Source organism: Kaistella carnis, from assembly GCF_003860585.1.
Lineage (GTDB): Bacteria > Bacteroidota > Bacteroidia > Flavobacteriales > Weeksellaceae > Kaistella > Kaistella carnis.
Map to the genome: position 1 here is coordinate 2671210 of NZ_CP034159.1, position 18592 is coordinate 2689801.

17 protein-coding genes are annotated in these 18592 nt (G+C 32.5%); 13 read left to right on the plus strand and 4 right to left on the minus strand.

The annotated features are described in order from the left end of the window. Positions 1–15: 15 nt before the first annotated feature. The gene (locus tag EIB73_RS12395) at positions 16–1623 is read right to left on the minus strand and encodes a CTP synthase (RefSeq protein ID WP_125025572.1); all 1608 of its coding nucleotides are present in this window, start codon (positions 1621–1623) and stop codon (positions 16–18) included. Positions 1624–1881: 258 nt separating this feature from the next. Between EIB73_RS12395 and EIB73_RS12400 the strand changes: the two genes are divergently transcribed. The 5 genes from EIB73_RS12400 (at position 1882) to EIB73_RS12420 (ending at position 6542) form a co-directional block, all read left to right on the plus strand. Then, positions 1882–2130: a peroxiredoxin family protein gene (locus EIB73_RS12400; protein WP_164467895.1), complete on the plus strand. Its 249-nt coding sequence runs from the start codon at positions 1882–1884 to the stop codon at positions 2128–2130. Positions 2131–2503: 373 nt separating this feature from the next. Continuing rightward, entirely contained in the window at positions 2504–3745 is a 1242-nt protein-coding gene (locus tag EIB73_RS12405) for a tyrosine-type recombinase/integrase (protein WP_125025574.1), read from the plus strand. Next, positions 3745–4716 carry a hypothetical protein gene (locus EIB73_RS12410; RefSeq protein ID WP_125025575.1) on the plus strand — a complete coding sequence of 324 codons (972 nt, stop codon included), beginning with the start codon at positions 3745–3747 and terminating at the stop codon, positions 4714–4716. The genes EIB73_RS12405 and EIB73_RS12410 overlap by 1 nt, the downstream gene beginning before the upstream one ends. A 92-nt stretch (positions 4717–4808) precedes the next feature. Beyond that, on the plus strand, positions 4809–5084 hold the full coding sequence (locus EIB73_RS12415; RefSeq protein WP_125025576.1) for a helix-turn-helix domain-containing protein: 276 nt from the start codon (positions 4809–4811) through the stop codon (positions 5082–5084). Positions 5085–5180: 96 nt separating this feature from the next. Beyond that, positions 5181–6542 carry a DUF3987 domain-containing protein gene (locus EIB73_RS12420; RefSeq protein ID WP_164467896.1) on the plus strand — a complete coding sequence of 454 codons (1362 nt, stop codon included), beginning with the start codon at positions 5181–5183 and terminating at the stop codon, positions 6540–6542. A gap of 21 nt (positions 6543–6563) precedes the next feature. Here EIB73_RS12420 and EIB73_RS12425 read toward each other — a convergent pair whose 3' ends face one another. After that, positions 6564–7469 carry an IS1595 family transposase gene (locus EIB73_RS12425; protein WP_125021496.1) on the minus strand — a complete coding sequence of 302 codons (906 nt, stop codon included), beginning with the start codon at positions 7467–7469 and terminating at the stop codon, positions 6564–6566. A 275-nt stretch (positions 7470–7744) separates the two neighbouring features. On the opposite strand from EIB73_RS12425, the gene EIB73_RS12430 reads away from it, so the two are divergent. From EIB73_RS12430 to EIB73_RS12445, 4 genes are all read left to right on the plus strand, one after another. Continuing rightward, positions 7745–8659 (plus strand): DUF6371 domain-containing protein, encoded by a 915-nt coding sequence (locus EIB73_RS12430; RefSeq protein ID WP_164467897.1) that lies wholly within the window; start codon positions 7745–7747, stop codon positions 8657–8659. A 147-nt stretch (positions 8660–8806) separates the two neighbouring features. Then, a complete protein-coding gene (locus EIB73_RS12435; RefSeq protein ID WP_125025579.1) occupies positions 8807–9109 on the plus strand; it encodes a plasmid mobilization protein in 303 nt (100 codons plus the stop codon). Between the two features lie 47 nt (positions 9110–9156). Then, positions 9157–10050: a relaxase/mobilization nuclease domain-containing protein gene (locus EIB73_RS12440; RefSeq protein ID WP_164467898.1), complete on the plus strand. Its 894-nt coding sequence runs from the start codon at positions 9157–9159 to the stop codon at positions 10048–10050. Further along, positions 10050–10553 carry a hypothetical protein gene (locus tag EIB73_RS12445; RefSeq protein ID WP_125025581.1) on the plus strand — a complete coding sequence of 168 codons (504 nt, stop codon included), beginning with the start codon at positions 10050–10052 and terminating at the stop codon, positions 10551–10553. Before EIB73_RS12440 ends, EIB73_RS12445 begins: the two co-directional genes overlap by 1 nt. Before the next feature lie 54 nt (positions 10554–10607). Here EIB73_RS12445 and EIB73_RS12450 read toward each other — a convergent pair whose 3' ends face one another. Then, positions 10608–10826, minus strand: a complete 219-nt coding sequence (locus EIB73_RS12450) for a hypothetical protein (protein WP_125025582.1) — start codon at positions 10824–10826, stop codon at positions 10608–10610. A gap of 16 nt (positions 10827–10842) precedes the next feature. Further along, a complete protein-coding gene (locus EIB73_RS12455) occupies positions 10843–11289 on the minus strand; it encodes a PH domain-containing protein (protein WP_125025583.1) in 447 nt (148 codons plus the stop codon). A 390-nt stretch (positions 11290–11679) separates the two neighbouring features. Here EIB73_RS12455 and EIB73_RS12460 point away from each other — a divergent pair, with 390 nt between their 5' ends. Genes EIB73_RS12460 through EIB73_RS12475 form a run of 4 tightly spaced genes read left to right on the plus strand, consistent with a single transcriptional unit; the run spans position 11680 to position 18569 of the window. Next, positions 11680–13242, plus strand: coding sequence for a type I restriction-modification system subunit M (locus tag EIB73_RS12460; RefSeq protein ID WP_125025584.1), 1563 nt, complete (start codon positions 11680–11682; stop codon positions 13240–13242). Then, complete coding sequence (locus EIB73_RS12465) at positions 13239–14405, plus strand: restriction endonuclease subunit S (protein ID WP_125025585.1); 1167 nt, start codon at positions 13239–13241, stop codon at positions 14403–14405. The genes EIB73_RS12460 and EIB73_RS12465 overlap by 4 nt, the downstream gene beginning before the upstream one ends. Before the next feature lie 12 nt (positions 14406–14417). Next, complete coding sequence (locus tag EIB73_RS12470; RefSeq protein ID WP_125025586.1) at positions 14418–15398, plus strand: PDDEXK nuclease domain-containing protein; 981 nt, start codon at positions 14418–14420, stop codon at positions 15396–15398. Between the two features lie 3 nt (positions 15399–15401). Continuing rightward, positions 15402–18569, plus strand: a complete 3168-nt coding sequence (locus EIB73_RS12475; RefSeq protein ID WP_125025587.1) for a type I restriction endonuclease subunit R — start codon at positions 15402–15404, stop codon at positions 18567–18569. The last annotated feature ends 23 nt before the right edge of the window (positions 18570–18592 follow it).

An 18592-nucleotide genomic window follows, 5' to 3' on the forward strand; every position in this document is an offset into this window, starting at 1 on the left:
TTTATCTCTTGGTTTTTATTTTTTTGAAGAAGCTTTAATCAGCGCCTTAAATAAAGGATGGGGTGAAGCAACCGTACTTTTGTATTCCGGGTGATATTGAACGCCGATATAGAAAGGATGGTCTTTCAGTTCGAGGGTTTCTACCAAATCAGTTTCTGGATTAAATCCTGTGGGAACCAAGCCATTCTTCTCAAATTCTTCTCTGAATTCCGAGTTGAATTCATAACGGTGACGGTGTCTTTCCGAAATGTTTTTCGTGCCGTAGATTTCCTGTAGTTTTGAGCCTGTCTTTAAAGCGCATTTCCACGCACCTAAGCGCATTGTTCCGCCTTTATCAACCACATTTTTCTGTTCTTCCATTAAAGAGATCACGGGTTCTGGTGTTGAAGTATCGAATTCCATAGAGTTGGCTTTTTTATAACCCAAAACATTTCTTGCAAATTCGATAGTCATGATCTGCATACCCAAACAGATTCCCAAAAGTGGAATATTATTTTCCCGTGCATATTTTGCAGCAGCGATTTTTCCTTCAATTCCTCGGTCTCCAAATCCTGGAGCGATCAACATTCCATCAATCCCTGCAAAAGTTTCTGCGATGTTACTTTCGTCGATTTCGCCACTGTAAACCCATCTTACTTTCACTTCAGTTTCCAGATCGGCACCTGCGTGAATAAAGGATTCTGCGATAGATTTGTACGAGTCCTGTAGGGAAACATATTTTCCAACCAACGCGATTTCTACTTTCTTCTTCGGGTTTTTATATTTTTTGAGGAAATTTTTCCAATCTTTTAAATCTGCTTGTTTATCAGATTTTAAATTCAGTTCCTTTAAGACTACATCATCGAAATCCTGTTTTTGTAAATAAAGTGGAACTTCATAAATGGTTTCTAGATCTTTACATTCGATTACGTTTTCTAAAGCCACATTACAGAACTGTGCTAATTTTGCACGTTGCTCTTTCGGAATATTATGCTCGGTTCTGCACACCAAAACGTCCGCCTGAATACCCGATTCCATTAACTGACGAACCGAATGTTGTGAAGGTTTTGTTTTCAATTCCCCACTGGATGCCAAGTAAGGCAATAAAGTCAAGTGAATCACCATGGAATTGTGTTCTCCCAATTCCCATTTTAATTGTCGCACACTCTCTATATAAGGAAGAGATTCAATATCGCCCACGGTTCCACCAATTTCGGTTATGATGATATCATAATTTTGTTTCGCCAGAATTTTAATTCTGCGTTTTATTTCATTGGTAATATGCGGAATAACCTGCACGGTTTTACCTAAGAAATCACCTTTTCTTTCTTTTTCAATAACGGTCTGGTAAATTTTACCGGTCGTTACATTATTGTTTTGGGAAGTTTTAGAATCCAGAAATCTTTCGTAATGACCCAAATCCAGATCAGTTTCTGCGCCGTCTTCAGTCACGTAGCATTCGCCGTGTTCGTAGGGATTCAGCGTTCCAGGGTCGATGTTAATATAGGGATCAAGTTTTTGGATGGTGACATTGAATCCTCTCGATTTTAGCAGTAAGCCAAGTGAAGCTGAGACGATTCCTTTGCCTAAAGAAGAAGTTACACCGCCCGTTACGAAGATGTATTTCGTGTTCTTTTTACTCATTAGATTAGGTTTGTGCAAAGTTAATGGATTTTGCAAGACGGGCAAATAAAAGCCTATTGAAAATTAAACTCGACAGTAAATGCCTAAATTATGCCGAAATATGTACTAACATTTCACTTTTAATAAGGTTCAAAACAAAGATTAAGATTTAAATTACATAAAAAGTACTGAATATTAATTATTGCTTTAAGACTTGTTCAATTGATGCTATATTAAATAAGCTGCAAAATAATCCTGAAAAATGCAGCAATATCCGCATTGATTTTCGGCTCAAGTTGGTGTTCAGCATGTCCGGAAGAACTTTTGCAGATCTCCGGTTTGTATTCAAAATGGAAAGAACAGGGTGTAGAAGTGGTTTTTGTTTCCTTAGATACCGATGCAGAAGTATTTAAAAATTTTGTAGAACGTTTTCCTTTCGTCAGTATCAGTGATTATAAAAAGTGGGAGAGTTCTGCTGTCAAAAATTATCACATCTTTGAAACTCCGACGATATTTTTTGCTGGATAAAAATCGAAAAATCATTCTGCGACCAAACGATGCAAAACAATTAGATTCTTGGATTGATTTTTATTTGATAAAGGGAAATCAATGATAATTCTTGAATGAAGTTGTTAGGAGTTCTGTATAAAAACTGACATAAAACGACCACTACATTTTCCACTTACCGATTAATTACTGACTAAATAAAAAATAACCCACTGAATTTCAGTGGGTTGGTTTAATAAAATGTGGAGTTGGAGGGAAACGAACCTTATTAATCTGATTATATATAAATATACTTAAAAGTACTATATATCAGATTTTTACATATATTTGCATAAGTGAATATATGTTATTTCTATGCTTAAATATAGAAGTAGTAGCACCTAAATTAGCACCTATGAATTTTACGTATAAATTGAAGGAACCAAAATCTGACAAGGAAACTTTAATTTATTTCCGATCATATTTCCTAAATGAAAATAAAAATTTCATTTATTCTACTGGTGAAAAAATTTCCCCTGCAGAATGGGATTTTGAAAATAGACAACCAAATGATTTAAATGGAAGAACTAAAAAAGCGGAGAATCATAGAAGTGTTAAAAAACAATTAGACCGGTACAGTAGTTTCTTTACTGAAATTGTAAATAGGTACAAAAATATTAATGAGGATCTAAATATTGAAATTATCCGTCAGAGATTTAATGAGGAGTTTAAAAAAATAAAAGCAAAGGATGATTTTTTTCGGATATATGATGAATTTATTGCCGAAAAAGAAAATGACTATTCTGGAAATGCTATATCAAATTCCACTTTAAAGCGATATAAGTGCAATAAAACATTACTTGAAGATTTTGAATCAAAAACGAAATGTAAATTATCCCTGGGTAAATTTGATGAAAAAATCTATAACAGATTTTTGAAATTTTGTATAGAAAATAGGGAACATTCTGCAAATACAGTTCATAGAAATGTAGGATTATTAAAAACGTTTTTACTTTGGGCATTTAAAAAACAATATAGTTTTAATAACAGTTTTTTAAATTTTAAAAAGCCACCTAGATTTAGAACTGATGAAATTGCACTGAACATTAAACAGGTTGAAGAGATTTATGCTCACGATTTTTCTGAAAATAAAAAATATGAAAAAGTTAGGGATTTATTTGTATTTGCGTGTGTCACGGGGATGAGGTTCGGAAACTATAGTAGGATTTCAAAAAATGATTTGCAGGCTGATTTTATTAGAGTGATTGATTTAAAAGATAAGTCGAAGAAGCTCTCGATTCCATTAAATAATATTTCAAGATCTATTTTGGAAAAATACGAGTATAATTTACCGCGTATTTCTAACCAAAAAATGAACGAATACATAAAAGAGGTTTTCAAAGAATTAAAATTTACAGATGAAATTAAGAAGACAATGAAATATGGAGATCAGTTAGTTGAAAAGAATACGGAGTTTTATAAAAGAATTTCATCGCATACCGCACGAAGAAGTTTCATTACTATCATGAAAAATAAGAGAGTGCCGGACAAAGTAATTATGAGTTATACAGGTCACACGAGTTTGGAGGTCTTTAATGCCTATTACAGACCAAGTGAGGACGACAAAATAAATTATATGAACGAAGTTTTTAAATAATGAAAAATATAGAATATTATAATTTAGACATTGAATATCCTGTAAACTTTCAATTTTGGAAGGATTTCTCTGCTATTTTTGTTTATTGGGGCTATTATAAGCCATTTAAGTGGAAAGGTGGTTTTAGAAATGAAACAACAAAAAGAATTAGAAAAGCTTTTAATGATGCTAATGAAAAAATAAAAAATGGAATATCTTTTAACGAATATGAATTGTCAAAAGATAGGCTTTCGCACAATTACAGTAGTTTCCGATATTATTTTGAAAGGGCGGAAAAAGTTTCAAGTTTTAATTTTTTTCAAAAGATTGAATGGACAATATCTCAAGTTTATAAAAATCTCTACCCAAGAATTTCTCCTTATAATAAATTCTGTATAGAGGTAGATTTTTACCAAAACGCTTATGAAATAATATATAATAAAATACTGATTCATTCTTATGCTATTGGCGAATTCGGTATTACACCACTACGATTAGCGTTTGATCCCTTATTAATAGACGAGAAATATGAAGAAAAAATAAAAAGTGATATTTTATTTTTGCAATCGCGAACTTCTCAATCTCAGAAATCATATTTACTCAATTGTGAGTATAACTTATCTTCTTCAAAATATTTTAAAAATATTTTTGTTGATAAAAATATTTTTGATAAAATAAACTTTTCATTATTGAAAGAATATGACGTGATTTATAAATCTACAGAACAAGGACTGGTATTTAATGATAGGATGATTTCTGATCTTTCCTTTTTGATAATCATTTTGCATAGTCAAAAGATAGTTGAACTTCCCGTTCTCAAATATATAAATAATATAATTTTTGAAATTACTAATAGTAGATGTTCTACAACTATGTTTACTAATTGTCGAACTAAATATTTAAATCCAACTAAATTATTTCCGTCCGAATTTGATAAAATAGCAATTGCTAATATTCAGAGTTTTATACTTAAATATATTAAAAACTTATGATTTGCTTCAAATTCATTATTAAATCCACTGAATTCACTGATTTAAATTAAATTTCAATAGTAATCTTGCATAGAAATAATAAAAACAATTCTATGCAAACAAATCCATTCCAAACAATTTTGGATGAATTAGGAGAAGTGAAACAACTTCTTCATTCAATTCAAAAAGAGCCAGAACTTGAACTTAAGAAAAAGTTCTATTCATTCAAAGAAGCGTCAGAAATTCTAAAAGTAGATTATCAGACCATTCGATCACATGTCCTCAAAGGCAATATTAAAGCAGAACAATTAGGAAGGTTTTACAGAATAAATCATCTTGATTTGATGGCAGCTTTAAAAGATGTGAAATCCCTTAAATACAAAAGATAAGCACCACAATTACGACTTGTGGTGCTTATTGGCATTTACTACCAACCTAGAATGAGGATTACGAAAGTAGTTCATATTTCTTATAATCCAAAATTTATGAATGAAAAAACTATTATGGTGTCTGAAATTTCAGAAACTGAATTTGAAAATGAGTCTATAAACATTTTAAATGGGCTAAATCAGGATTTGAAAAAAGTTTCTGATGTGAATATTTTTCCCCTAGATATATTCCCATTACACTTACAAAAACTTATAAAAGAATTAGAGTTTACTTTAAATTTCTCAATAGATTATACATCTGCATCAATATTATATGCTATTTCTGTTGCTATCGGAAATAAGATACAATTAAGAGTTAAAAATAGTTGGATAGAGAAATCCAGTCTTTTTATGATTCTTGTCGGCAGAACAGGAGATGTAAAAAGTCATTCTTTGACATTCTGTATAAATCCTTTAATGGAAATTGATAAAAATTCTTATAAAAAGTATCTGGTGGAAAAAAAGGAATGCGAAAAAGCATCAACGGAGAAAGAAGATACTAAAGTTAGTCCAGTTCTTCATCAGCTATTACTTAATGACTTTACACCGGAAGCATTAGTGAAAGTTCATTATCATAATCCTAGAGGTATTGGATTATACACAGATGAACTTGCAGGATATTTTAATTCTTTCAATCAATATCGAAAAGGCAACGAGGAAGAAGCGCTTTTATCCGCCTGGAGTGGAAAGACAATTGTAAAAAATAGAATTTCTGGCGAGGAAATGAGGGTAGATAATACCAAAGTTGATTTAATTGGTACTATACAAGAAGGAATTTTACCAAGCACTTTTCATACTAATAAAATGAAAAATGGATTTATAGACCGTTTTCTTTTTGTATTGCCCCATAAGTATGTTGAAAATAAGTGGAATGACAAAGATTTGAAGTCGGAGTATATAAAATGGTACTCAGAACTTTTAAATAATGTTTTTAATCTCGCTGATAATTCAGAAATAGTATTAGAATTTACACCAGAGGCTAAAACTCATTTGTATAGTTGGCAGAATAATCAAAATACCACCTTTGATTTTGAGTATCAGAGGGGGATTTCTGTAAAACTACAGCAATATGTTTTACGATTTTCTATTTTAATTCAAGTGATAAATTCAGTTTGTAAAAATGAAAAGCCTGAAACTATTTCTCTTCAGTCGCTAAAATCTGCAATAGACTTGAGAGATTATTTTTATGAAAATGCTGTTCGTGTTTTTGAAATTATTGATAACACTTATTATGATTCACTTACTGAAATTCAAAAGAAAGTTTTAGAAAAACTCGATTTAAAATTCACCACTGGCGAAGGAATTGAAATGTTATCGCAGGAGAACCTTATGAAAGTCCGAAGTTTTAAAAATTTCCTAAAAGATGAAAAAGTTTTTAAAAAAATTAAGCACGGTCATTACGAAAAATTAATCTTTTAAATTATGTATATCCGTTTTTAATCATACTCCTGTGATGCTTGCTATCACAAGTCTATCGAACAGTTTATCTTCAAAATATCTCCGATTTAACTTATAAACAAACTCATTTAGATAAAGTTGAAGGTTTTTGCGTTTTATTTTGTGGTAATTTCCTAATAAATTCCTTTTCGCATTACTGATAAATATGTGAACCCAACGCAAAGTATCTTTTGTAGTTTCTTTCGAAGATTTTTCTGAAATATGAATTTCTACAAGTTGTGATATATCAACATATGACGTGCTTTGATCTGTAAAAACTATGCTGGATTCTGCCAAAGATTCTTTAATAGTCTCATTAATTCCCTCTGCTGTATGATCTTCTAATACTATTGCTTTAAAATATCTACAAGATTTCGATGTCTCTCCTGTTTCTATATTTTCTAATGGCGTAGATTCCGCCATCACTGCAACATTTTGCTTTCCAACTGCTCCTCTTCCACGAATCCCTTTCTCTTGTTCCAGTTCTCTAGATTCAACTGTAAAATACCCTTCATCCATTTCAATCATGCCCTCTAAAGTGTATCTTTCATCTCGTTTTCCCATCGCTTTTCTCAATTTGTGCATCATAGCCCAAACTGGCTCATAGCGCTTCAAACCTAATTGCCTTTGCATTTCTTTAGCAGAAAATCCCTTTTTTGTTGCACTCATCAAAAACATCGCTTTATACCAAACTAGAAAGGACAAATTGGAATTTTCCATGATGGTTCCACTTCGTAATGTAGTTCGCTTTCTACAAGATTTACACTCGTAACTTAATCTGCTTTTAATCCAAAAAAAATCAGTTTTTCCGCACTTGCAGGAAACGCCAATTTTGTCACGTTCTGCTTTAAAATGAGATATACAATCCTCTTCACTGCTAAACTCTACGCCAAAACTAAAAATATTCATCTCAATGATTTAATTATCAAACAAATATACGAAATTATGTGGAGTTACGGACATACATTTTAAATTAATCTCTCTTTATATAAGTGCACTTTCTGCATTTTTGCATTTTGTCTATTAACTCTTTGGTTTATAGTATGATAGAAGTGGGAAATTGTGCAACAAAGTGTAAAGAGTGCAAAATTAAAATTTCGAAAGTGCAAAGAAATGCAAAGAAAATGCAATCAAATTTAACCCGTACACCCTATGAATAATAGAAAGTGCAAAAAATGCAAAAAATGCAAAGTATAAATACATATCGGTTTATTTTAGACCCAACTTCGAGAAAATATAAATGCCCTAATTGTGGACAACGTTCCTTCGTTATTTTTATTGATTCTCAAACTGGAGAAATTATGGAAGAGTACGGAAGATGTGATAGGGAATCTAAATGTGGTTTTTTTTATCATCCTTCAAAAGGGGGATTTAATAACAGTAGGAATAGTGACATTGTAATTGATAAAATAGAAATTCCCTCCCCATCATTTCATCATAATAGTATTGTGGAAGAATCAATGCAATTAAAGAGTGATTTTCTGAAATATATAGGTCTCCTATTTGGTACTTCAGCAGCAAATGAAGTTCAAAGTAAATATAAAATTGGAACATTCCAACACTTTAACTATTCAACAATTTTTTGGCAAATAGATGGTCTAAATAATGTTCGAGCTGGAAAGATTATTAAATATTCGGAATCAGGGAAACGAACGAAAAATATTTCTTGGATGCATAAATTCTTATTACATAACAACTTTATAAAAAGTTTTAATTTGTCTCAATGCTTGTTTGGATTGCAACTTACAAATAATGATAAAACAAGTATTATTGGATTGGTTGAATCTGAAAAAACTGCTTGCATAATGAGTGTTGTATTTCCTGATTTCTTATGGTTGTCTTGTGGAGCAAAAGGAGAGTTTAAATTGGCGAAATTAAGTGCCATCAAGGATAGAGAAATTATTGCTTATCCAGACTGTGAAATCCAAAACAACGGTACATCTACTTATGATGAATGGAAGAAAAAAGCCGAGGGATTCAACAAAGTAGGATTTAAAATTTATGTGTCGGATTTGCTTGAAAAGGAATCAACTTTAGAGCAAAAGAAGCAAGGAATTGATATTGCAGATTATTTTATGAAAGAAGTAAATGGGACATAGGTAAACGTGTTTTTATATCGAGATGTGCCAATAGGGCTACAATTCGTGCCGAAATTGAACCTTATTGGCATCCCGCTTTGTCTCCCGATGGTCAAAAAAGTAAAATTGCTTTGCAATTTTAAAATAAATAAAATAAGATTATAAATTATGAAAAGTAAAGTTTTTCGGTTCAGAGTTACAGCTCTGGAACATGAAATAATACAAAGAAAAATATCTAAAACTGGACTGTCAATGTCAGAATTTTTCCGCAGACTTTCTTTAGAATTAGAACTCAAAAATACACTGACGGAGGATGAGATTATATCCTATAAAAACCTCTCAAAATACTCTGATAATTTTAGGAGAATTTCTAATTTATTTAAACTTGGAGATGTGACCGGAATGAAAAAAGAAACGCTTGAAACCTCCAGGATAATAAAGGAACATTTGAACAAATTAAAAATAAAATGATAGGAAAAGCAAAATCTTGTATCGGTGGTTTTTCAATTTTTAAATATGTGATTGATGATAAAAAAGGAATGGAATTAATGAGAAATAATCTTTGTGGTGAAACACCACTTGAAATTTTTCAGGAGATGAAAATCATACAAGATCAAAATCAACGTGCAACCAATAAGCTAATTTCGATGGTTTTATCTCCCCACATAAATGACGGTGAGAATTTGAGTAGAAAAGAATTAAAAAACATAACAAAAGAATTTTTAGAAGGGTTAGATATTGATCTGGATAAATCGATGTTTATCGCTTTCCTTCATACCGAAAAGGAGCATAAGCATATTCACATTCTTTTAAATAGAGTTGATGAGAAAGGTAGATTACTAAAAGATCATCATATTGGAAAACAGGCACAATGGTCCGCTCACAGAGTTGCAGAAAAAAATAATCTGATTTCTGCAAAGCAATTAAGGATAGATAAAATTAAAGAATCAGAAATAATGGATGATTCCAAAACATTGAGAAAAGAAATTTATCAAAAACATTTGAATGTGTTAGCTGCAAAGCCGATCACAATGGAAAAATATTTTGCAGAGATGCTGAAAAAAAATATACAATTCCTTCCTGCCATCAACAAGCAAGGTCAACTACAGGGTTTTCGTGTAAGAGATATTGACAGCCCGACTGATATGAAAGCAAGCGATGTCCACAGAAATATGGGGTTAAAGAATTTATTAAGTACTGGATTGTACTTTGAAACCGACAATTTTATTCTGAATGATAAACTACAGGAAATTCAACAATTGAATGAACCAAAAGAACAGGGTAGAGAGGTAATTTCTAATTCTGCACAAACTTATACTAATAATCATAGTTATTTATTTAAAACTTCTTTTACAGCATCCCAAGCTGAAGATGATCTTGGAAGAAAACGTAAGAAAAAAAATAAAAGATAATGGCTCTAAAAGTTAAAACACAAGACGTTCTAGAAGTTTTCAATGAAAAATTAGATTCAGTTCGTGAAAAATTTGATCTGAACGAAAAAATTCTTTCAACAATAGATTTAAAATTAATTGAAATAAAAAACACTTCAATTAAAGTTGAATTTGATAGTCTAAAAGAAGAAACGAAAAAAAATTCAGAATTGTTCAAAAATAATAGAACAGAATTAGATCAAATACTCCAGAAACATGCGTCTGAAATAAAATTCTTCGCCAAAAAACAGGAAAAATTACAACTATACTTTTATGGAGCGCTGTTGGTTCTTTTCCTTTTGTCTGCTACTTTTTTAGCATTTGCTATGAATGAATACCACGACAGAAAGGACGCAGAACAGAGATTGAAATTTTATATCAAGGAAGCATCTCGCAGAAATCTATTTTTAAAAGAGAAAAAAATGACATTAGAGTATGAAAATTGGCTTGAAATTGAGCAGAAAAAGATTGATAATAGAAAATAAAACTAATAATTTCTAAATTCATTATTAAACATCATGTCATTCGCTATTATGTCACTAATCAATAATTTGCGGTGTATCTAATTGAACTATTTTCCCATTATATAATACAGGATCAGGATGTAACAACTGCGATTTTTCTTTAGGCGCTTGATATGGTTTTACTTTATTTTTTTTCTGCAACCCAGAATTTTCACTTGTCCATATCGAACCCGATTGTGCTTTTAAATCTAATTGCAGCCAATCTTGTGCTGTTGTTTTCTTCGAGTTTTTCATAATGTGAATATATTTTTTATTTAATAATTTTGCTTCTTAACTCCATTGGGTTTTTTATTACGTAAGCCTGTGTAACATCTCCTGTACTAGCGGTTAAAGTTCCGAAATTCAGAATTCTACCTAAAAAATTTTGAGTAAGAATTACTGCTTCTAATTTGTTTAAAGGAATATCATTAACGGATTTTCCCAAAATGCCATACGTTACAGTTAAATGATCTTCAGTGAGATAGATTTTGGTATTTATATACTTTAGGATGGCAACAATCCCTTTGTATAGCAAATAAAGAAGACCCAAACCTATCAACTTTAAAAATCCAACTCCGAAAGAAGTGAATACAATCCCAACTAATCCTACAAGAATATAGATGATCGGGATAACTAAAGAAATCCAATGTTTTTTGGCAGTATAAAGAATTTTGGAATGCCTTTCCGACTGAAAAGACGAGTTTAATAAATTATTCATTTTTTGCTTTCAGAATTACAGTTCCTTAATTCCAATTTAAAATGAAAAAGCGTGGAACTGCAGCGGTCAATCAGACAAAGAGGTACCGCTAAGAACCCACAATCCAGATATGACTTACAGCCCACGCCAGTAGATGACATGGGCGTAAGCCTATCGAATTTTGGATTGTTATTGAAAATTAGCGGTTTTCTTTGTCCAATACGATAGCCTACGCTTTTCGTTACATAATATTTTTCTCTACTAGATATGGTAGATCTTTATATATTGTTTTTATTGACATCAAATATAATATTTTTTTAATTCTTATATCTAAATATCACAAATTACAAATAGAATTATCATTGCTTTTCGTATTTTTACCTTTTTACTATAATTTATTAATATTCTAATATGACCAGAGAACAGGAAAGGGACGAATTGCACCGCGCGATTTGGCAGATCGCAAATGATTTGAGGGGAAGTGTAGATGGATGGGATTTTAAATCTTATGTTTTGGGACTTTTATTTTACCGTTTTATATCTGAAAATTTAGTAAATCACATCAATAAATCTGAATGGGAAACAGGAAATACAGATTTTGATTATGCTAAAATACCCGATGATCAGGCAGAATTTGGGCGAAAAGATACCGTTAATGAGAAAGGTTTTTATATTTTGCCATCGGAATTATTTCAAAATGTTCAGAGGAATGCATCAAACAATAAAGATTTAAACGTAGATCTGCAACGTATTTTTAAAGATATTGAAAGTTCTGCGAAAGGAACTGATAGTGAAGGCGATGTAAAAGGTTTGTTTGATGATGTAGATGTTAACAGCAATAAACTGGGCGGCACGGTTGAGCAAAGAAACGCACGTTTAGTCAAAATTTTAAATGCGCTTGCAGGTCTTAAGTTAGGCGATTATCAGGAAAATAATATAGATGCTTTTGGTGATGCTTACGAGTATCTGATGTCTATGTATGCGAGCAGTGCAGGTAAATCCGGTGGTGAGTTTTTTACACCGCAGGAAGTATCCGAATTGTTGGCAGAAATTACTGTTGTAGGTAAAACGGAGGTAAACAAAGTGTATGATCCTGCGTGTGGTTCTGGTTCACTATTATTAAAATTTGCGAAAGTTTTAGGCAAAGAAAATGTTCGACAGGGTTTCTATGGACAGGAAGTTAATATTACAACCTACAATCTTTGCCGTATCAATATGTTTTTGCACGATATTAATTTTGAAAAATTTAATATTTCACACGGTGATACTTTGATGGATCCGAAAAATTGGGATGATGAACCTTTTGATGCCATCGTCTCCAATCCGCCTTATTCTATAAAATGGGATGGAGATGCGAATCCTCTCTTAATAAATGATCCACGTTTTTCTCCTGCAGGAGTTTTAGCACCAAAATCTAAAGCAGATTTAGCATTTACGCTTCATATGCTGTCTTGGTTGGCTACGTCTGGTACTGCCGCAATTGTAGAATTCCCTGGCGTTTTATACCGAGGTGGTGCAGAACAGAAAATTAGAAAATATTTAATAGATAATAATTTTGTGGATGCCGTGATCCAGTTGCCGTCAGATTTATTTTTCGGGACTTCTATTGCGACCTGCATTTTGGTTTTAAAGAAAAGTAAAAAAGACAATGCCACTTTATTTATAGATGCTTCAGCTGAATTTGAGCGCGGTGGAAATAAAAATAAGTTGTCTGATGCCAACCGCAAAAGAATTCTAAACGCTTTTATAGATCGAAAAGATGAAGATCATTTTGCCAAATTGGTTCTTAATGAAACCATTGGCGAAAACGATTACAATATCGCTGTAAGCAGTTATGTAGAACAGGAAAACACGCAGGAAATCGTCAATATTGTAGAACTTAACCAAAAGATTTCCGAAATAGTTGCACGTCAGGATATTTTGCGAACTTCAATAGATGCAATTGTGGCAGATTTAGAAATGGAAACAGTATGAGTAGGATAGATGAATTAATAGAAAAACTTTGTCCGGATGGAGTTGAGCATTTTGAGTTAGAAGATTGTGCTAAAATTGTTCGTGGAAATAGAGTGACAAAATCCCAATTGAAACCTGATAAACAATATCCTGTAATTAGTGGTGGAGTTAAACCATTAGGATATTTTGATGAATATAATAGAGAAGAAAATACTATAACTATTGCGCAATATGGAAGTGCAGGTTACATAGATTGGCAAAAGGAGAGATTTTGGGCTAATGATGTTTGTTATTCAGTGTATCCTCTAGAGAGTGTTTTAAATAAGTATTTATTTTATGTAATAATTAATCAGCAGGATTTAATTTATTCATTAAAGACAAATGCTATTCCTGCTCATTTACCACAAAATTTATTGGGTAAAATCAAAATCCCAGTTCCGCCACTTGCAATTCAAGAAAAAATAGTCGAAATTTTAGATCAATTCACCCAATTGGAAACGGAGTTGGAAACGGAGTTGGAAGCGAGAAAAGCGCAATACCAGTTTTACCGCAACCAATTTTTAGCATTTGAAAATAAGGAAGTAGTCTGGAAAAGTTTAGGGGAAATTGGGACTTTTACGAGAGGAAAAAGATTTGTAAGAACGGATATGATAGAAAACGGATTTCCCTGTTTACACTACGGAGAAATGTACACCCATTACAATGTTTTTGCAACAGAATCAAAATCATTTATTAGTCCCGAACTAGCAAAAAGATTACGAGTTGCAAATCCCGGCGATGTTGTTATAGTTGCAGCAGGAGAAACCATTGAAGATATTGGCAAAGGAACGGCTTGGTTAGGTGAATCTGATATTGTAACGCACGACGCTTGCTTTTCCTTCAAAAGTCCATTAAATCCAAAATATGTATCCTATTTTTTGAGAACCCGACTCTTTCACGACCAAATAAAACGACACATTTCTTCGGGAAAAATTTCTTCTATTAATGCAAAAGGATTAGCGACAGCCAAAATTCCAGTTCCACCAATGGAAGAACAAAATAGAATCGTAAAAATTTTAGATCAATTTGATGATTTGGTCAATAATATTTCGTCTGGTTTACCTGCAGAAATAAAAGCACGCAGACAACAATATGAATATTACCGTGCAAAACTGTTAACCTTTAAAGTGATGGAGAATCATTAATCTTAAATAGAAATGGAAAGTCACTTTTCAGATATCGTTCAACTCATTCGGCAGGCAAGAAATAATGCCATAAAATCGGTGAACACAGAACTCATCAATTTGTATTGGGAAATTGGTGCGCACATCAGCCAAAAAGTAGAAGCCAGTGAATGGGGAAAATCTGTGGTTAAAGAATTAGCCATCTTCATTCAGCAAACCGATCCGCAATTAAAAGGATTTTCAGATAAAAATCTTTGGCGGATGAAGCAATTTTATGAAACTTATAAGAATGAACCAAAACTCTCACCACTGTTGAGAGAATTAAGTTGGACTCATAATCTCGCTATATTTTCAAGATGTGATAGTGTAGAAGAAAAAGAATTTTATCTAAAAATAAGTAAAGAAGAAAATTACAGTAAACGGGAATTAGATCGTCAGATTTCTGCCAGTTTATTTGAAAGAACAATGATTGGAAATGCAAAACTCTCAACAGCGTTGAGAGAATTAAACAAAGATTTAACGCATACATTTAAAGATAGTTATGTATTTGATTTTTTAAATTTACCAGAAGCGCATTCTGAAAGTGATCTGCAAAAAGGACTAATTCAACAAATGAAAAATTTCATTTTAGAGTTAGGCAAAGATTTTCTATTCGTTAGCGAAGAATATAAAATTCAGGTCGGTAATTCTGATTTTTTTATTGATCTTTTGTTTTACCACAGAGGTTTGCAATGTTTAGTTGCATTTGAACTGAAAGCAGATAAATTTAAACCGGAACATTTAGGACAATTAAATTTTTATCTGGAAGCCCTGGATCGGGATGTGAAAAAACCGAATGAAAACCCAAGCATAGGTATTCTGCTTTGCAAAGATAAAGACAGCGAAGTGGTAGAATATGCTTTAAGCAGAAGTTTATCGCCCACAATGATTGCTGAATACAAAACCCAATTGCCAAACAAAAAAGTACTGCAGCAAAAATTGCAACAGTTGTTTGAAGAAACCGACGAAAAATAATTGATGAGTAAAAATTATAATATTGTAGCAGAAAACCCCGAAAGTACGGTTGTAGCAGAATATCAATCGGAATACAAACGTGGAACATCTTACCAGTCTGAAGCAGAACTGGAAAAAGCGTTTGTAAAATTGTTGGAAGAGCAGGCTTATACTTTTTTACCGATCCGAACGGAAGATGATCTGGTAAACAATTTACGTTCGCAATTAGAACAACTCAATAATTATAATTTTACCGATAAAGAATGGAAAGATTTTTTTGCTTCAAAAATTGCCAATCCAAACATTGGTATTGAAGAGAAAACGACCATTATTCAAGAAGATTATATTCAACTGCTTAATTGTGAAGATGGTTCAGTAAGAAACATACGCTTAATTGATAAAGATAATATCCACAACAACCAATTGCAGGTCATCAATCAATATGAAACTGCTGAAGGAAAAAGAGAGAACCGTTATGATGTTACCGTTTTAGTCAATGGTTTACCATTGGTTCATATTGAGTTAAAAAAACGCGGTGTTAGTTTGCAGGAAGCCTTCAATCAAATTAACCGCTACAGCAGGGAATCGTTTTGGGCAGGAAGTGGTTTGTTTGAATATGTGCAATTATTTATTATTTCTAATGGCACTCTAACCAAATATTACAGCAATACAACTCGGGAAACGCACATCAAAGAAAAAGGAAAAGATACAAGCATCAAAAAGAAGAAGTCCAGTAATTCTTACGAGTTTACCTCTTGGTGGGCAGATGCAAGCAACAAACCTATTTTTGATTTGATGGATTTTGGCAAAACATTCTTTGCCAAACACGCCTTGCTGAATATCCTAACCAAGTATTGTGTTTTTACTTCGGACAAATTATTGTTGGTAATGCGACCTTACCAAATTGTGGCAACGGAACGGATTTTAGAAAAAATCAATGTTTCTTATCAAAATAAAAAACAGGGTAGTATAGATGCAGGAGGTTATATCTGGCACACCACAGGAAGTGGAAAAACGCTGACTTCCTTTAAAGCGGCACAACTTACAAGTAGATTAGATTTTATTGACAAAGTGATTTTTGTGGTGGATAGAAAAGATCTGGACTATCAAACAATGAAAGAATATGATAAGTTTGAAAAAGGTGCAGCAAACAGTAATACGAGTACGGCAGTTCTAAAAAAACAACTGGATGATCCTAATGCTAAAATCATAATTACGACCATCCAGAAACTGGCTATTTTAATTAAAAAACAAAAGAGCAATCCAATTTACGGAAAATCAATTGTCTTTATTTTTGATGAATGCCACCGTTCCCAGTTTGGCGATATGCACGAAGATATTACCAAAACTTTCAAGAAATATTTTCTATTCGGCTTTACAGGAACGCCCATTTTTGCAACCAATTCCAGCAGTGGAGGAAAAGCCCATTTAAAAACAACCATTCAGGCATTTGGATGTTATTCCCACGGAGATCCAAAAAATTGTCCAACGGATCAACCACACCAAGCAGCCATTCACACCTACACCATTGTTGATGCTATTTCAGATAAAAATGTGCTACCATTTCGGATAGATTACATCAGCACGATGAAGGAAAAAGAAGGAATTTCTGATGAAAAGGTTCGGGATATTGACAGGGAAAATGCGTTGATGGCACCAAAAAGAATTTCCAATAATGTAGCCTACATCTTAAAGCACTTTGACCAGAAAACGAGTAGAAATAGTAAACCGTACTATATGACTACTTTGTCGAATGTTTATGAAGTGGCGAGTGCAAAGGACAGGAACAAAATTGAGGAAGTAAAAGAGAAGATCCGCAGAAGTGGATTCAATTCAATTTTTGCCGTGGCTTCTATTGCAGCAGCAAAAAAGTACTATTTAGAATTTAAAAAACAGCAGGAATTATTACCGGAATTAGCCCGATTAAAAATTGCAACCATATTTAGTTTTGGTCAGAATGATGCAGAAGATGATGGCAACGAAGATGAAAATTCCGAATCTACAGAGGGTTTAAGTGCAAGCGATAGAGATTTTCTGGAAAATGCCATCATAGATTACAACAAAGTATTTAAAACAAATTACGATACGTCTTCAGACAAATTTCAGAATTACTATAAAGATGTTTCTCTTCGGGTGAAGAATAGAGAAGTAGATTTACTGATAGTTGTCAATATGTTTTTGACAGGATTTGATGCAACAACTTTAAACACGCTTTGGGTAGATAAAAATTTAAGGATGCACGGTTTGCTTCAATCATTTTCCAGAACCAACAGAATCTTAAACTCCATTAAAACTTTCGGAAATATTGTGTGCTTTAGAAATCTGGAGGAAGCCACCAATAAAAGTTTGGCTTTATTTGGAAATAAGCAGGCAGGCGGAATTGTATTGCTAAAAAGTTACGAAGATTACTACGATGGTTATGAAGAAGATGGTAAAACATTTCGTGGCTACTTTTCATTGGTTACAGAATTACTTGAGAAATTTCCAATCGGTGTTCGCATTCTAGGAGAAGATAATAAAAAGGAATTCATACGGCTATACAGTGCTATTCTGAAACTTTTAAACATTCTAAAATCTTTTGATGATTTTGAAGGGAATGAAATATTGAGTGATCGGGATTTTCAGGATTATCACAGTATGTACATTGAGTTATACAATGAATTCCGCATACGAAGCGAAGGCGATAGCGAAAATGTGAACGATGATATTGTTTTCGAAATGGAATTGATAAAACAAGTTGAAATCAATATTGATTATATCTTGATGCTTATCCGCAAATACCAAGGCAGTCATTTACAGGATAAAGAAATCAAATTGGATATTACGAAAGCCATTGATTCCAGTGTAGATTTGAGAAACAAAAAAGAATTGATTGAGAAATTTGTTTTATCATTAACTCCAACTTCTGATGTAGATAAAGATTGGCAAACTTTCGTAAGCAAAGAAAAGAAAGCGGAACTGGATGCAATTATTGCAGAAGAAAAATTAAAGGAAGAAGAAACCTATTATTTCATCAATAATGCCTTCAAAAATGGCGAGATCATCTCCGCCGGAACTGCATTTGCGAAAATCCTACCACCAGTATCCAGATTTTCCCCCACGGACGAACGAACAATCAAAAAGGAAAGAGTTTTGGAGAAATTGAATGTTTACTTTGATAGGTATTATGATATTTCTCGGGGTGGGATTTGATTGTTAAATGATATCTATCTAAA

Excerpts from the sequence above, each read along its gene's own strand:
- EIB73_RS12435 (WP_125025579.1), top strand. The coding sequence starts at position 8,807 with ATGAAAAGTAAAGTTTTTCGGTTCAGAGTTACAGCTCTGGAACATGAA.
- EIB73_RS12475 (WP_125025587.1), top strand. The coding sequence starts at position 15,402 with ATGAGTAAAAATTATAATATTGTAGCAGAAAACCCCGAAAGTACGGTT.
- EIB73_RS12410 (WP_125025575.1), top strand. The coding sequence starts at position 3,745 with ATGAAAAATATAGAATATTATAATTTAGACATTGAATATCCTGTAAAC.
- EIB73_RS12450 (WP_125025582.1), bottom strand. The coding sequence starts at position 10,826 with ATGAAAAACTCGAAGAAAACAACAGCACAAGATTGGCTGCAATTAGAT.
- EIB73_RS12395 (WP_125025572.1), bottom strand. The coding sequence starts at position 1,623 with ATGAGTAAAAAGAACACGAAATACATCTTCGTAACGGGCGGTGTAACT.
- EIB73_RS12470 (WP_125025586.1), top strand. The coding sequence starts at position 14,418 with ATGGAAAGTCACTTTTCAGATATCGTTCAACTCATTCGGCAGGCAAGA.
- EIB73_RS12415 (WP_125025576.1), top strand. The coding sequence starts at position 4,809 with ATGCAAACAAATCCATTCCAAACAATTTTGGATGAATTAGGAGAAGTG.
- EIB73_RS12430 (WP_164467897.1), top strand. The coding sequence starts at position 7,745 with ATGCAAAGTATAAATACATATCGGTTTATTTTAGACCCAACTTCGAGA.
- EIB73_RS12465 (WP_125025585.1), top strand. The coding sequence starts at position 13,239 with ATGAGTAGGATAGATGAATTAATAGAAAAACTTTGTCCGGATGGAGTT.
- EIB73_RS12425 (WP_125021496.1), bottom strand. The coding sequence starts at position 7,469 with ATGAATATTTTTAGTTTTGGCGTAGAGTTTAGCAGTGAAGAGGATTGT.
- EIB73_RS12420 (WP_164467896.1), top strand. The coding sequence starts at position 5,181 with ATGAATGAAAAAACTATTATGGTGTCTGAAATTTCAGAAACTGAATTT.
- EIB73_RS12405 (WP_125025574.1), top strand. The coding sequence starts at position 2,504 with ATGAATTTTACGTATAAATTGAAGGAACCAAAATCTGACAAGGAAACT.
- EIB73_RS12460 (WP_125025584.1), top strand. The coding sequence starts at position 11,680 with ATGACCAGAGAACAGGAAAGGGACGAATTGCACCGCGCGATTTGGCAG.
- EIB73_RS12445 (WP_125025581.1), top strand. The coding sequence starts at position 10,050 with ATGGCTCTAAAAGTTAAAACACAAGACGTTCTAGAAGTTTTCAATGAA.
- EIB73_RS12455 (WP_125025583.1), bottom strand. The coding sequence starts at position 11,289 with ATGAATAATTTATTAAACTCGTCTTTTCAGTCGGAAAGGCATTCCAAA.